The organism is Chelatococcus sp. HY11, from assembly GCF_018398335.1.
Classification (GTDB): domain Bacteria; phylum Pseudomonadota; class Alphaproteobacteria; order Rhizobiales; family Beijerinckiaceae; genus Chelatococcus.
Map to the genome: position 1 here is coordinate 2317237 of NZ_JAHBRX010000001.1, position 14657 is coordinate 2331893.

General features: G+C 62.8%; 10 protein-coding genes and 1 pseudogene. 5 read left to right on the forward strand and 6 right to left on the reverse strand.

Going from position 1 to position 14657, the window contains the following annotated elements:
- Positions 1–89: 89 nt before the first annotated feature.
- Positions 90–1109, forward strand: a complete 1020-nt coding sequence (locus KIO74_RS10590) for a GDP-L-fucose synthase family protein (RefSeq protein ID WP_283772156.1) — start codon at positions 90–92, stop codon at positions 1107–1109.
- A 130-nt stretch (positions 1110–1239) separates the two neighbouring features.
- Here the strand turns inward: KIO74_RS10590 and KIO74_RS10595 are convergent, their stop codons facing one another.
- From KIO74_RS10595 to KIO74_RS10605, 3 genes and pseudogenes are all read right to left on the reverse strand, one after another.
- Positions 1240–2502: a polysaccharide biosynthesis/export family protein gene (locus KIO74_RS10595; RefSeq protein ID WP_213331957.1), complete on the reverse strand. Its 1263-nt coding sequence runs from the start codon at positions 2500–2502 to the stop codon at positions 1240–1242.
- Positions 2499–4796, reverse strand: coding sequence for a GumC family protein (locus KIO74_RS10600; protein WP_213331958.1), 2298 nt, complete (start codon positions 4794–4796; stop codon positions 2499–2501). The genes KIO74_RS10595 and KIO74_RS10600 overlap by 4 nt, the downstream gene beginning before the upstream one ends.
- Before the next feature lie 43 nt (positions 4797–4839).
- Positions 4840–5040, reverse strand: a pseudogene (locus KIO74_RS10605) (response regulator transcription factor); the annotation flags it as partial.
- A 73-nt stretch (positions 5041–5113) separates the two neighbouring features.
- Between KIO74_RS10605 and KIO74_RS10610 the strand changes: the two are divergent.
- A complete protein-coding gene (locus tag KIO74_RS10610) occupies positions 5114–5938 on the forward strand; it encodes an IS5 family transposase (protein WP_213331959.1) in 825 nt (274 codons plus the stop codon).
- Here the strand turns inward: KIO74_RS10610 and KIO74_RS10615 are convergent.
- Both KIO74_RS10615 and KIO74_RS10620 read right to left on the reverse strand, forming a co-directional pair.
- Positions 5854–6543, reverse strand: a complete 690-nt coding sequence (locus KIO74_RS10615) for a response regulator (RefSeq protein ID WP_213331960.1) — start codon at positions 6541–6543, stop codon at positions 5854–5856. The genes KIO74_RS10610 and KIO74_RS10615 overlap by 85 nt on opposite strands.
- Before the next feature lie 532 nt (positions 6544–7075).
- The gene (locus tag KIO74_RS10620) at positions 7076–7546 is read right to left on the reverse strand and encodes a helix-turn-helix domain-containing protein (RefSeq protein WP_213331961.1); all 471 of its coding nucleotides are present in this window, start codon (positions 7544–7546) and stop codon (positions 7076–7078) included.
- Between the two features lie 1704 nt (positions 7547–9250).
- On the opposite strand from KIO74_RS10620, the gene KIO74_RS10625 reads away from it, so the two are divergent.
- Positions 9251–10111 (forward strand): aldo/keto reductase, encoded by an 861-nt coding sequence (locus KIO74_RS10625; protein WP_502762046.1) that lies wholly within the window; start codon positions 9251–9253, stop codon positions 10109–10111.
- Positions 10112–10128: 17 nt separating this feature from the next.
- Here KIO74_RS10625 and KIO74_RS10630 read toward each other — a convergent pair whose 3' ends face one another.
- Positions 10129–10593, reverse strand: a complete 465-nt coding sequence (locus tag KIO74_RS10630; RefSeq protein WP_213331962.1) for an Lrp/AsnC family transcriptional regulator — start codon at positions 10591–10593, stop codon at positions 10129–10131.
- Between the two features lie 133 nt (positions 10594–10726).
- On the opposite strand from KIO74_RS10630, the gene KIO74_RS10635 reads away from it, so the two are divergent.
- Both KIO74_RS10635 and KIO74_RS10640 read left to right on the forward strand, forming a co-directional pair.
- Positions 10727–13120: a thiamine pyrophosphate-binding protein gene (locus KIO74_RS10635; protein WP_213331963.1), complete on the forward strand. Its 2394-nt coding sequence runs from the start codon at positions 10727–10729 to the stop codon at positions 13118–13120.
- A gap of 173 nt (positions 13121–13293) precedes the next feature.
- Positions 13294–14235: a PfkB family carbohydrate kinase gene (locus KIO74_RS10640; protein WP_213331964.1), complete on the forward strand. Its 942-nt coding sequence runs from the start codon at positions 13294–13296 to the stop codon at positions 14233–14235.
- The last annotated feature ends 422 nt before the right edge of the window (positions 14236–14657 follow it).

Genomic DNA, 14657 nt, shown 5'->3' on the forward strand with positions numbered 1-14657 from the left:
CCATCGCGGCCTGGGTATGATACCACGGAGGCAGCGCAATGACCGCAGCAGACAGTGGCTTTTCGCATCGAGACACACCAAGCGACATCATGCATCCCCACGGCGATGCCATGGCGTTATCCGGCCGGCGCATTTTCGTCGCCGGTCACAGGGGCATGGTCGGATCGGCGCTGACGCGGCGCCTCGCCCGGGAGGACTGCAAGCTCCTGACGGTTGATCGCACGGAGCTCGACCTCACCCGTCAGGCCGATGTGGAAGACTGGATGCTCAAGAGGCGCCCGGACATCGTTCTCGTCGCCGCCGCGCGCGTAGGCGGGATCGTCGCCAATGCGACATTCCCTGCCGAGTTTCTCTATGACAACCTCATGATCGGCGCGAATGTCATATCCGCCGCCCGGCGCGCAGGCGTGAGCAAGCTGCTCTACCTCGGATCAAGCTGCATCTATCCGAAGCTCGCCGCGCAGCCCATCGCGGAGACCGCCCTGCTCACCGGCGCCCTCGAACCAACCAATGAAGCCTATGCCGTCGCCAAGATCGCCGGCCTCAAACTCGCCGAGGCCTATGCGCGCGAGTATGGCTGCCGCTTCATCACCGCCATGCCGACAAATCTCTACGGGCCGAACGACAATTTCGACTTGACGAGTTCGCATGTCATCCCCGCGCTGATGCGCAAGATTCATGAAGCCAGGGAAACGGGAAAGCCTGTTGTCGAGATCTGGGGCTCGGGTGCGCCGCGACGCGAGTTCCTTCACGTCGACGATCTCGCCGATGCCTGCATCTTCCTGCTGAAGGCCTATGAGGCGCCGGAACCGATCAATATTGGCTCAGGCATGGAAGTGACCATCCAGGAGCTCGCCGGCGCCATCGCCGAGGTTGTCGGCTACACCGGCTCATTCGCTTTCGATCCATCGAAGCCGGATGGCGCGCCACGCAAATTGCTCGACACGACACGCCTCAGAGATCTCGGCTGGACCCCGCGCATCGGCCTCGACGTCGGCCTGGCTGATGCCTACGGCCATTGGCGCGCGCATGAAGAGGCGCTCGCCTTCAGCTTGCCGCCCCTCTCTCCGCCCCTTCCTGCCGCGTCCGCGCAAAGGGCTGTGCGGTGATCGTTCCGCGACGGCTGTCACAAAATGGGCCCGGTCGCGGAAACGGCCGGGCCCATCCTCTTCCGGGGGCTGGCTTGGCCGCCGCCCCCTCCCCTCTTCCTTTGAAGCCCGCCCGGAACGAAAGCAGCGGCTATCGCGCCGCGAGATCGCGCGGCGGGGCATGGGGCATGGTTGCGCCTTCACTGACCCGTCCCGGGCCGGGCACATCGATACGGAGAATATCGCGCGGCGCGATGGCATCGAGTTCGCCGATTGGCCGCGTGACGTAGCGCCCCTCCTCCTGCCGGGTCACGCTATACTTCGTCGTGCGCCTGTCCGCGTCCCGCATGCTGCTCGCCTGTCCACGCAACTCGCCAAGGGCGGCCACGAGGGAGCCGATCCTCTCGTCACGGCGGGCGGTGCTGATGTCGAGCTCCGCGAGCATCGTCGCGTTGTCGCGCACCCACTGATCACGCAATTCGGCGATCTTCTGATCGACCTCGAGCTGGCGCTGATGCGCTCTGGCGAGGAACGAGCGCAGCTCCAATGCATTGCGGCGCGTGGCTGACAACTCCCGCTTCACCGCGAGAAGCCTCGGCTGGACGGCGAGCCCCTTGTCGTACAGGCCTTGCTGCGTCCCAACCTCCTGCTCCAGAAGGCGCAGTTCCTCATCGTGAAGCTTGATGCCCTCCTCGAGCGACGCGATTTCCTGGTCATAGCTGGCGCGTTGCGCGGCAAGCGCCTTGTTCTGCTCGGCGAGTATCGTGCGCCTGACGCGGAACAGGGACACCTCGTTGTCGACGACAGACTGGCGCGTGCCGGCAGCAACAAGCTCCCCGCCCGCGATCGCCTCCTTGCCATCGAACTCTTGGCCCGCGATTTCCGCGCGGACACGGGTCTTGCGCACCAGCTCCGACCAGCGCGCGATCCTGAGATCAACCAGTTCCTGTTCGGTGGAGATGATCTGCAGCATCACGGATTCGCTGCTGGCGACGCGCCGCTCACCGCCACCGAGCGCTACCAGTTCCAACACCGTCATGTCCGGCCTGTACTGATAGGGTCCGGGCTTGTCGACATTTCCGATGACGAAGACGGGCGCGTATTCGACAATCTCCACGCTCGGCAGGCCGCTGGACGGTATGCGTTCCGCGAGCGCCGCCGCAATCCTCCGGCCGATCTCGATCGTCGACAAGTTCGCCACGGCGACCTCGCCGACGAGCGGATAGCTGATGGTGCCCGCCGGGCTCACGCGAAAACGCCCCGATAGCTTGTCCTCGCCATAGACGACCACGTTGAGCGTGTCGCCAGCACCCGCGCGATAGCCGCCATCGCCGGCAGCATGGGCCGGAAGGCCGGCCTGAAAGCCGATACTCGCGATGCCCACCACGATGAGCCCCATGATCCGCCGGGTCATGACCTGTCGCTCCCAACCTTGACGACGGCCGGGACGACCGTCGCCGCGCGCGCCGCCGCCGGAGAGGGCCGCGCCACGAGCCCCGGCTGCGGGCGGCCATGGCGCCGCGCCGGGCCGGCTCCGTCCTCGCCATTGTCGGCCGTGGGATTGCTGCCGTATTGCGGCAGCAGGCGCGGGTCGATCCCGCCGAGCACGAGGCTCACCCGGTCCAGACCGCACAAGCTGAGCTCGCGCAGGCCTGCAACCACCTCACGCGTCCCTGTCCTGCCCCACCGGACGATGAACAGGGTCGCGTCGGCGAAACGGCCGACCAAGGCGGCCTCCGCCGCGCTGAGGACGGGGGGCGTGTCGATGAGCACGATGTCGTAGCGCTGCCTGAGCTCGGCGATGCAGGCGCCAACGGCCTCGGAGCCTAGCGCCGATTGTGGCAGCCCCTCCGTCAGCCCGGGCGCGATGAAATGGACGCTCGACTGACGATCCACCTGCGCGCAATCGGCCAGGGTCGCGCCGCCGCGCATCACATCCGCCAGACCGGGCACCAGCGTTCCCCGCAGCATGGCAGCGACCGCCGGACGATGCCAGTCCGCGTCGATGATGACGACCTGCTCGCCGCCGCGCGCGATGGACCGGGCGAGCGATACGCAGGTGGTGGTCTTGCCATCGCCCGTCGATGCCGATGTGACCATGATGACCTTCGCGTTTCCTGTCTGCGGCGACAGGCGCAACGTCGCCTGCAGTTTGGCAAAAGCTCTTTCATAGGACGAGCCAGGCGGCATGATGGGCGACGTCACCGTCCTGCGGCGCATTGCGGGCACAAGCGGGACCTGTGCGAGCACCTTGGTTCCCGTCGCCTGTTCAAGCGCGGCCGCGTTGCGCACGCGATCGTCGAGATGCTCCATCATCATCGCCAAGCCAAGGCCGAAGCCCAGCCCACCAAGCAACCCGAACACCAGCACGGGCAATCGCGCGGTCGAGGGACGACGCGGCGGCTCGGCGCGGGAGACCAGCCGCGCCTCCGGCGCCGCCAGGCCATCCTGCTCGAGGGTCTGCTTGTAGCGGTTGAGAAAGCTCTCATAGACGGTCCGATTGGCATCCGCCTCCCGCTCCAGCTGCTTCACATGGATCAAGGCGTCGCTGGAGGCCGCATAGCTTGACTGCGAGGCATTGAACTCCGACGTGAGCGCATCCTCCTTGCGGCGCGCCACATCCACCTCGTTGGCAAGGCTGAGCAATACGCGTTCGGTCTCTGTCGCGATCTGCTGCTGGAGAGCATCGAGCTGCGACTTGAGCGCCGGGATCTGCGCGCTCTTCGATGCACCAGCATTCTCGAGGCTGGCGAGTTCGCGGCTGAACTGCGCCTGGTCCTTGCGCAGCAATTGAATGACAGGGGAGTTCAGCACCTCCGGAAAGGTCGCCGCGCTCGCGCCGGCGTCCTCCTGGGCCAGCCGGCGGGCCGTCGCCAGACGAGCCTCGGCACCCGCACGGTTGGCGCGGGCGATCACAAGCTCGCGGTTGAGGGCGTCCAGCCGCTGAACCTGGAGCGATGAGCCATTCGCCTCCACCAGACCGGACTTGCGGCGCAAGTCTTCAACCGCCATCTCGGAGCTTTGCAATGTGGAACGCAAGTCATCGAGCTTCTTGCCGAGCCAAGCGCTGGCCTGACGTGTGGCGCCGGTCTGCAGGCCCGTCTGCTGGTCCAAATAAGCTTCAGCGAAAGCATTGGCGACACGGGCCGCGTATATCGGGTCCTTATCAGTATAGGCAATGAAGATTGTATAAGATCGGCCATCATTACTGACGCGCAATCCATTCAAAAGTCTGTCGATGTCCGCCCGTCGACTACTGTCCGTCAATGGTTCCGGCTCGCCCGCTCGCGACCATGGCATATATCGCCATGGACTCAAGTATTGCCAAATGCCGGATGGAACCTCTGTCGACACCTGTCGATCCGGGGCAGCGACATCTGCGGCAGATCTCTCCTCGCCGAGCTTCTCCAGGGCTTTCTCCGCCAGAGAGCGCGAACTGATGACATCGAGCTCCGTGCGCAGCACCGGGCTGTCCTGGGGCAGACGCGAAACGACGGCATCCTGGAGGATCACCTGGACCTTGCGGGCCTCGAGCACGAGACTGGCCTCTGCTGTATAGCGGGCGGGCGTCAGGTTGAGGATGACGAGCGCCAGCGCCAATCCCAAGACAAGAGCTGAGAGTATGATGAGCCACCACCGTCGCAGAAGACCACGCCAATCGATCATGCGATCGCCAGGCTGACGGGGCGATGCAGGGCTCACGATCATCGTAATCTCCCATTTCTATACTTTGGGATTTCCCCAGTACGCGTCAGCCATCGTCACCTTTGAGGAACAGCTCGTGGGTCAACACCGCGACCTCTGTCCTGTTCTTGGCTTTCAGCTTCCGCATGATGTTGCGGACATGCACCTTGACCGTGCTTTCCTGCATGTTGAGCTCATAAGCGATACGCTTGTTCGCTTTGCCCTGCCGCAGGGCACCGACAACCGCTGCCTGACGCACCGTGAACAAGCTATTGCCGTTGTTCTTAGAGACCGTTTGAGAATGGGTTGATGTGACGGCTGGGTCATGATTCAAGCTTGGGATGTGGACCCGAGCGAGCCGTAGCCGGATGGCTGGATTTGAGAAGCGATCGAAGCGCTACCCGACCGATCTGACGGACGAAGAATGGCTGTTCGTTGAGCCGTTTCTACCACCGGTGGCCAAGCGTGGACGCAAGCCGGCGACGGACCTGCGTGATGTGCTTGATGCGCTTCGCTATCTGGCGCGCACAGGTGGTGGATGGCGGATGTTGCCGAACGACTTTCCGCCCTGGCAGACGGTGTATTGGTGGTTCCGCCGCTTCGTGCGCCGGCTACTGTTCCGTACGATCCACGACGTCACACTGATGCTCGACCGCGAGCGCGAAGGGCGTGAACAGAGCCCGACGGCCGCCGTCGTTGACAGCCAGTCCATCAAGGCACCAGCTGCGGAAAAGCGGGGCTTTGATGCCGGTAAGAAGGTGGTCGGTCGTAAACGGCACATTGCCGTCGATACCGATGGTAGGTTGCTCATGGTCAATCTGACCACTGCCGACATCTCCGACAGCGCCGGTGCTCAAACGATCGTCGCGGCCGTCCGCAAGCGATGGCCATGGCTCAAGCATCTGTTTGCCGACGGTGCCTACGACCGCACCCGCCTTATGGACGCCGCGGCATATCAGGACTTCGTCCTCGAGATCATCCGTCGCTCCGACAAGGAGCCGGGCTTCAAGGTGCTGCCCAGACGCTGGGTCGTCGAGCGCACCTTCGGATGGATGACGCGCTGGAAACGGCTCGTTCGCGATTATGAGAAGCGGATCGACGTTTCAGAGGCGATGATCCACCTCGCTCTCGGCAGCCTCATGCTCCGAAGAAGTGTCCATCCATGACCATTCTCAAACGGACTCTTAGCCGTCTGAGCGTGTTCCTCGATCGAGCGCCTGGATGAGATAAGGCTGCTCGCCGGCACGAAGACCCCGCCAGCCTTGACGAGGTGCAAAGCCTCGACCGCCACGTCAAGCGACATGCTTGTCGGAATATAACCACGCGCTCCATAATCCAGAGCATCGAGTATCTGCTCCGCCTCCTCGATATCCGAGAGCAGAACGACAGGCATGTGCTTGCAGCCATCCGGCAGTATACCGATCTCTTCGTCAATATCCTTGGGCTTCCGGCCCACCGGACACAGCAAGATTATGGTGTTCGGAGCAGGCTGGGGATCAGCCACGCGCCAGTCCTCCACATTCGCGAAAGCGAGTACCGTATCGCCGTTCGTGAGCGCCCTGAGGCTCTGCAAAAGGCAGTCGCGGATCAGGGTTCGTGGCTCGATGATGATAATTGTTGTGTTTGATGGTCGCACCGATAGCGACGGGGGGAGCATGGCATCCATTGTACTCACTCTATCCAGTGCGGCCGGATCCAGTGCGGCCGGCGAAAAATCCCCTCCAAAGGACCCGGCACCATGCGCCACCGGCGATAATATCTCAGCTGTCATGATGAAATTCCCCTCTAAATCCTGGGAAAATATCGGCTCAGATCGTTGTTATTCAGGTCGATATATCCCTATTCCTCTTCCGCCTCCTTCTATATTTACAATCTATTCGCATAATCGCCGTACCGATAATAAATTTCACGGGATACAACCGATTATCGCTTCTAAATTCACATAAGTCCGAGCATTTTCGCTTTTTCATCAAACTTGCGAAATATCCCGGTTTATTGTTGCTTGTGATTCCGGACGGTAAGGCGCGTCACATCTGCCGAGAAATCTCTTATGTCCCGAGACTCTGTCCCGACCTATTGTTTCTGGGCCGGCGACAGCGGGCGGAAGGCGGGATTACGATAGCGCGACGCCTTTCCGGCGGCCTCGTTTGCCGCCTTGATCGAGACAGCCTCTCAATCGCTTTGTCGAGCACAGGGCCTGTCCGAAAGCCGACTGACGTCTTTCGTCCCGATGGTCCATCGGCATCGCGGCATATCCGATGCCGCTCCGGAGCGCCAGCCAGCCCCACGCGCTGGCACGCCGGTTATGGATGAGAAGCAGGCTCGGCGGGCTCCGTGGCCATCGCAGCAGCCGTTGGCACGTTCCCCAGCCCGTCACGCAACAGGGCGCGCTGCTCCCGCGTGAGATCACGCCAGGCACGACCAACCATCGCTGGCGAGAGGCCCGTTTCCTTCGCGACCGTCCGGACGCTCCAAGAAAGCCGCCCGGGACAATCCTTTGACAATGTCTCGTTGATCAAAGAGATCAACTCATGACGCGAGAAGCGTCTCGGCTTACCGGAGCGGGGACGGTCGTACAGCCCGTTGATGCCCTCCAGCTCATAGCGTCGCCACCATTTCGCGATCGTCTGGCTTGCGACACCCAATTCACGCGCGACGTCCCGGCGGGGGTTCTTTTCGCTATCGAGCACTATCCGCGCTCTCAGCACCGCCATCGACGACGGATCGCCTCGTTCAACGATGTCAACCAGGCGCTGCCTATCGTCCTCAGTCAAAGTCAACCTCATTTGCCGCATGCTTACCTCCGGCAAATTTCCGATACGCAAAACAAGCTTGCACTTTTACGGATTTTAGAGACACCGCCCCTGGACACGCCCGCCCCCAACAAAACATAATGACACATTACCACAACAAACTGTGCAGTAAACTATATATTGGAACGGACGTGAACGCTTACGATCACCACAGGCCGGCGAAATCAATACCAGTATTTATTGAGCTTATCAGCCAACGCGAGCGAGCCTATGCACGTATATATATAAAAAACGGGGCACCTCTCATCGACTTAGAAAGAATCAAGATATGGTTAACGAGAATTACCCCATTGTTTTCCGATCGTTAAGCGGCCCGGGACCTTGCGCTTTCGCCTCGTGATGGCGGCGACTGTATCGCGTTATTCACCTCTATGTGTTCACGCCAGGGGAGTTCATGGGTGGAGACGGCACTATCCGATAGTGAAACCCCACCACCAAGACTTCTAAGTCGCCCACCTAAGACTCTTTAATTAGAGGATAAAGCCTAAGTGGTATAAGATAGCCCGCGAAACTTCCCGAATAGACTCGGATGGGTATCAGCATACAGCGCAATCTCGGCAGCATGCGGTGCAGTTTTACCTGGCAATACCCAAAGGCCCGGTGCCATGATGCTATACAACTTTCGTGAGCGCTTCCTGGCCGCTGAGTGTCACCTGAAAGGTCTCCACCTCCGCCTTGCCCTCACCCTTTAGTATACGTGCGACTAAGCCCTTGCGCGCTAATCGGCGCAACGTTGTCGTTACCCAGTTTCCGCGTGGCCAAGAAACCCCCATACGGAGACCCAGCACTTCTGCGGTATCGCCACTATGCAAATGTCGCAGCACGGTTATCTCAGCCTGCGTCAGATCTCGCATGCGTTGCCCCCCATACAAACGCATCAGGTATTGGTGGGACAGGCCGCCTACTTGCGGCGGCTGTCGGCACCGCGTCAAATGGCGGACAGCTTCGACTGGCAACCGCCCATGGTTGCTTGCCCAAATACCACCAGTAACCACGCGCCCGTACGAACTCTCCAACTTGTTGCGAACAATGAAACAGCGGCCGCGTGCGCCTTCTGCTCCTCTGCCCGGAGTAATCCAGCGAAGCCCATGCCAGAAGCGATACGCCGCTATGTAGATAACAGAAGCAGAGATTAACGAGTTTGGTTAATTGTGCTTGCCTGTTGCAACGCGTCACTCACATATTACAACTTGTCAGTTGTTCAGAAATCAGCCTGGGCTTGACCGCAAGACCATCAGGCCGCCTCCCGTAAATACCTGCAAGTGAGCACAAAAATTCGTGTCGCATGCAGACTGGAAAACAAACGACAGGTTGCTTCCCCGAAGTATTTTCCGGTACTTGAATGCCGCGTCGTGATGATGAAGCCTCGGGTCCCCGGGCTACAGGCGGAGAGTAGCGGCACTGACATGGCGGGCTAGCATCTCACTGCGAGCGTCCCCACCCTCCTGGGTATCGCCGGGATAGGCGGCACAAAATTGCGTCATTTCGGGACATGCACCAGAATGGGTCGTTCATTTTGGCACGGATATGACACGAGGGCATGTCGACATGAGGGCAATCGCGCGGGAATGAAGTCTCAACGCACCCGGACCCTGTCGCTTGCCAGCCGCGTTATGCAATAACCGTGAACAGGCCTCAAGGGGGCATCAAAGGCGAAGTCTGGTCATGAAGTCTGGTCATGGGGATGTTATGCGGCGGATCGGCTTGAGAAACGGCGAGGAGATTCCTGTCCTTGGGCAAGGAACATGGACGATCGGCGAGCGCGGCAACGACCTTCGCGCGGAAAAAGAAACGCTGATCGCCGGCATCGACCTCGGCCTGAGATTGATCGACACGGCGGAGATGTATGGCGACGGTGCGTCGGAAGAGCTTGTCGGCGCGGCGATCAGGGGGCGACGCCAGGACGTGTTCCTCGTCAGCAAGGTCTTGCCCAGCAACGCCTCTCGCACTGGCACGCGCGCAGCCTGCGAGGCCAGTCTGAGCCGTCTCGGCACGGATATCATCGATCTCTATCTGCTGCATTGGCGCGGCGGCATTCCACTGGCCGAGACCGTCGCCGCCTTCGAGGAGCTGAAGGAGGCCGGCAAGATCCGCCATTGGGGGGTATCGAATTTCGACACCGCCGACATGGAGGAGTTGCTGAAAATCGCCCCCGCTGGCGCATGCGCCGTCAACCAGGTCCTCTATAATCCCGACTATCGCGGCATCGAGTACGATCTTCTGCCGTGGCAAATGGCGCATGGCATTCCCCTCATGGCCTACTCTCCCCTTGGCCAGGGCGGCGAACTCCTCCAGTCGGGACCTCTCATTGATATCGCCACCCGCCACAACGCGACGCCCGCGCAGGTGGCGCTGGCCTGGGCGCTGCGCCAACCGGATTTGATCGCGATCCCAAAGGCAAGCCGCAAAGCCCATGTCGAGGCAAACGCGCGCGCCACGGACCTCCAACTGACGCCGGAAGACCTCGCCGCGATCGATGCCGCCTTTCCTCCGCCGCGCCGCAAGCGGCCCCTAGCCATGATCTGAGGCCTCACCGCAAGAACTCATCGCAGGGGCAGGGCCTCCGAACGCTTGACCTGTCCGAGCGCGAAACTGGTCTCGATGGACGCGACGCCGTCGAGACGGGTGAGCTTGTCCTTCAGAAATTGCTCATAGGCCTTGAGATCCTTCACCACGATCCGCAAGAGATAGTCGCGCTGCCCGGTCATGAGGTAGCAGTCGGCCACCTCCGGCCACAGCGCGACCGCCTTGGCGAAACGATCCAGGCTCTCCTCGCGCTGGCGTTCCAGCTTGATCGAGGCGAAGGCACTGACCGGCAACCCCACCTTGGTCTGGTCAATGATCGCCGTGTAACCCTTGATGACACCGGCCTCCTCAAGCAGGCGCAGCCGCCTGGCGCAGGGGGACGGCGACAGGCCGACCCGCTCCGCGAGTTCATGGGTCGTTATACGACCATCATTCTGCACGGCGGCAATGATCTTCCGGTCGATATCGTCCAACGCGCGCATTTGGCACATATCCGCCTATTTTCGAGCTAGTTTGGCTGATATCGCCATATGGCCATCGCAATGCAAGCGAGATTGGCTACTTTTGGCAAACATCCCAGTCTATCATCATGGAAATTCCTGTGGGGTAATTGTCATGACGGACGTCCGCTTGCCCGTTCTCGCCGCGCTCGAACGCAAGATTCTGTGGCTTGCCACCTGGACCATCCATAACGCCAACCACCTGCGTGCCAGCACGGACGGGCTGAAGGTTGGGGGACACCAGGCATCATCGGCGTCGCTCGCGACGATCATGACTGCGCTCTATGGCGCGGTGCTGCGGCCGGAAGACCGGGTCGCGGTCAAGCCGCACGCGAGCCCCATCTTTCACGCCATCCAGTACCTCCTCGGCAACCAGACCCGGGAGAAGCTCGAGAACTTCCGGGGCTACAAGGGTGTGCAGTCCTACCCCTCGCGCACCAAGGACACGGACGACGTGGATTTTTCCACCGGCTCTGTCGGCCTCGGCGTGGCGCAGACGCTCTTTTCCTCGCTGGTTCAGGACTATGTCCGTGCCAAGGGCTGGGGCAAGGACAGACCCGAGGGCCGCATGGTCGCGCTCGTCGGCGACGCCGAGATGGACGAGGGCAATATCTTCGAGGCCCTGCTGGAGGGTTGGAAGCACGGCCTGCGCAATACCTGGTGGATCGTCGACTACAACAGGCAGAGCCTCGATGCCGTCGTCCGCGAGGGGCTGTGGTCGCGCTTCGAGGCGATCTTCCGCAATTTCGGCTGGGACGTCGTCATCCTGAAATATGGCACGCTGCAGCAGGAAGCCTTTGCCGAGCCCGGTGGCGAGGCGCTGCGTCGCTGGATCGACGACTGTCCCAACCAGCTCTATTCCGCCCTCACCTTCCAGGGCGGCGCGGCCTGGCGCAAGCGCCTCACCGATGACCTCGGCGACCAGGGTGAGGTCTCGCGCCTCATCGACCGCCGCAGCGATGACGAACTCGCTGCCCTCATGGCCAATCTTGGCGGGCATGACCTGCCCTCACTGCTTGCCGCCTTCGAGGAAGCGCGCAGCCATGACCGGCCGGTGTGCTTCATCGCCTATACCATCAAGGGCTTCGGCCTGCCTCTCGCCGGCCACAAGGACAACCACGCCGGCCTCATGACGCCGACCCAGGTCGAGACGCTGCGGCAGAGCCTGAACATCCGCGAAGGCCATGAGTGGGACATCTTTGAAGGCCTCGGCCTGCCGGCAAAGACGCTGAAGAGCTTCCTCGCCTCGGTCCCCTTCGCCGCCAAGGGCCGCCGCCGTTATCAGGCACCGGAGGTTGACGTGCCGGCAGCGCTCAGCGTTCCCGCCCAACCGTCCATGTCGACCCAGCAAGGCTTCGGTCTGATCCTGCACGAGATCGCCAAGGGCGACACGGAACTTGCCCGTCGCATCGTCACGACGTCGCCGGATGTCACTGTGTCGACCAATCTAGGCGCCTGGGTGAACCGGCGCGGGCTCTTCGCGCGCGAAGAGATGGCGGACACCTTCAAGGCCGAGCGTATTCCCTCGACGTTCAATTGGAACTTCTCGCCGAGCGGCCAGCATATGGAACTCGGCATCGCCGAGATGAACCTGTTCATCATGCTCTCGGCGCTCGGCCTGTCCCATTCCATTTTCGGCGAGAGGCTGCTGCCGATCGGCACGCTCTATGATCCCTTCATCGAGCGTGGCCTCGATGCCCTGAACTACGCCTGCTACCAGGATGCGCGCTTCATTGTGGCGGCGACCCCGTCCGGCGTGACGCTGGCGCCCGAGGGCGGGGCCCATCAGTCCATCGCCACACCGTTGATCGGGATGGCGCAGGACGGGCTCGCCAGCTTCGAGCCGGCTTTCGTGGATGAACTTGCGACCATCCTCAACTGGTCCTTCGCCTATCTGCAGCGTTCCGGCGAGGCGGAGCCCGACGAGACGACCTGGCTGCGCGATGCGGTCGGCGGATCGGTTTACCTGCGGCTTTCCACCCGCAGCGTCGAGCAGCCGCAACGCGCGATGACGCCGGCATTGGCCGAGGACATCATCAATGGAGCCTATTGGCTGCGCAGGCCCGGTCCCAACGCCCAGGTCGTCGTGGCCTACACCGGCGCGGTCGCCCCGGAGGCGATCGCCGCCGTTGGACTGATGGGCGAGGATCGCCGCGATATCGGGCTGCTCGCCATCACCTCGGCGGACCGCCTCAACGCCGGCTGGACGGCGGCGAGCCGCGCCCGCGAGCGCGGCCTTGTCCATGCCCGCAGCCATGTGGAACGGCTCCTCGCCGAGGTGCCCTCCCATTGCGGGCTGGTGACGGTGCTTGATGGCCACCCGGCGACGCTGGCCTGGCTCGGCTCCGTCCATGGCCATCGCACGCGTTCGCTGGGCGTCGAGCACTTCGGCCAGACGGGCACCATCGCCGATCTTTACCGGCACCATGGCATCGACACCGACGCGATCGTCCAGGCGGCCTCGGCCCTCGTTCCCGGCCGCCCGATCCGTTATCTGCGTTCTGCCTGACGAAGCCCGCTCGCCGCGCCAAGAATAGTGCCAAGAACAACGTCCGGAACAGCGTCAGGAATAAACGAGCAAACGCACCGACTTGGATGGCATCGGATGTTTCCCTTCAAGTCGGATTTGCCCTATGGAGGGATGCCCTGGCGGGCCTCGCTTCTCTCAACCTCGACGGCCCGATGCCCGAACGAACCTCCGCTGACCTCACCGCGCTTGCCGCGCAGACGCGCGTCGTCTGTCTCGGCCATTGCGCGCTCGACCAGACCTGGCAGGTCGACAGCCTCCTCACTCGCGGCAACCAGAAGATACCGGCCCAAGGCTATCACGTCGTGGGGGGCGGCATGGCCGCGACGGCGGCCGTCGCCGTGGCGCGCCTTGGCGGGCGAGCGGTCTTCTGGGGACGCGCCGGCCAGGATCTCGCCGGCGAGGCCATGAAGCGCGAACTCGTCGCGGAAGGCGTTGATGTGGGCGGCCTTCGCCTCATCGAAGGTGCGCTGTCGTCGCTATCCGCCATCATCATCGACGCCGCCGGTGAGCGACAGCTCGTCAACTTCCGTGGCGACCTGCCCGATGACGCGGGCTGGCTGCCGCTGCACGAGATCGCCGGCGCCTCCGCCGCGCTCGTCGATCCGCGCTGGCCGACGGGCGCGCTCGCGTTGTTCCGCGCCGCCTGCGCAGCCGGCGTCCCGACCGTGCTTGACGGCGACGTCACCGAGACGGACGCCTTCCAGCACCTCTTGCCGCTGACCGACCATGCGATCTTTTCGGAGAACGGGCTTGCCCAGTTCACAGGGCTTGGCATCGAACAGGGTCTTGCGCACGTCGCAACCTATGGTTGCCGAATCGTGGCGGTGACCCGGGGCGAAGCGGGGGTCAGATGGCTGGAAGACGGCTGCCTCTACCACCAGCCCGCCTTTCCGGTTGTCGCCGTCAATACCAACGGCGCGGGCGATACCTTCCACGGCGCCTATGCGCTGACCGTCGGCGCCGGCCTTGGCTCCCACGCGGCCTTCTCGTTCGCCGCAGCGGCGGCTGCCCTAAAATGCACGCGACCCGGCACCCGCGCGGGCATTCCAACCCTCAGCGAATGCCTGGCTTTTGAGGCGGCCCGGTCGAGGTAGCTGTTGCTGGAGCATGGTTTGCGAGCCCACTTGAAACACAGGCCCTGCTCGCGTCATCCCCGGCCTTGTGCCGGGGATCCCGATCAGGAGGGTGCCAGCCTCACCGATCGGGATGGCCGGGACACGCCCGGCCATGACGGCTGGGGTTCGGCCTTCCCATTGAACGCCGTCAGTGATCCAAGGGCCGCGCCGTGTTCATGGATCCCCTTCCCGTCGCGGCGCGGCGCCGGGGATGACACAGTGGGGCACCGCCGCCGCTGATCCCTCCCCTTCAGGGGAGGGTGGCCTCGCGACAGCGAGGTCGGGTGGGGCACAGGGCCGCGAGCAATGCTCCGCTGACCATGCAGCTGTCGCCACCCGCTTCTGGGGCAGCTCAGGTCGCCCCCGGATCCCCACCCGGCGCCTGCGGCGCCACCCTCCCC

Excerpts from the sequence above, each read along its gene's own strand:
- KIO74_RS10590 (WP_283772156.1), top strand. The coding sequence starts at position 90 with ATGCATCCCCACGGCGATGCCATGGCGTTATCCGGCCGGCGCATTTTC.
- KIO74_RS10595 (WP_213331957.1), bottom strand. The coding sequence starts at position 2,502 with ATGACCCGGCGGATCATGGGGCTCATCGTGGTGGGCATCGCGAGTATC.
- KIO74_RS10600 (WP_213331958.1), bottom strand. The coding sequence starts at position 4,796 with ATGATCGTGAGCCCTGCATCGCCCCGTCAGCCTGGCGATCGCATGATC.
- KIO74_RS10610 (WP_213331959.1), top strand. The coding sequence starts at position 5,114 with ATGTGGACCCGAGCGAGCCGTAGCCGGATGGCTGGATTTGAGAAGCGA.
- KIO74_RS10615 (WP_213331960.1), bottom strand. The coding sequence starts at position 6,543 with ATGACAGCTGAGATATTATCGCCGGTGGCGCATGGTGCCGGGTCCTTT.
- KIO74_RS10625 (WP_502762046.1), top strand. The coding sequence starts at position 9,251 with ATGAAGTCTGGTCATGGGGATGTTATGCGGCGGATCGGCTTGAGAAAC.
- KIO74_RS10630 (WP_213331962.1), bottom strand. The coding sequence starts at position 10,593 with ATGCGCGCGTTGGACGATATCGACCGGAAGATCATTGCCGCCGTGCAG.
- KIO74_RS10635 (WP_213331963.1), top strand. The coding sequence starts at position 10,727 with ATGACGGACGTCCGCTTGCCCGTTCTCGCCGCGCTCGAACGCAAGATT.
- KIO74_RS10640 (WP_213331964.1), top strand. The coding sequence starts at position 13,294 with ATGCCCGAACGAACCTCCGCTGACCTCACCGCGCTTGCCGCGCAGACG.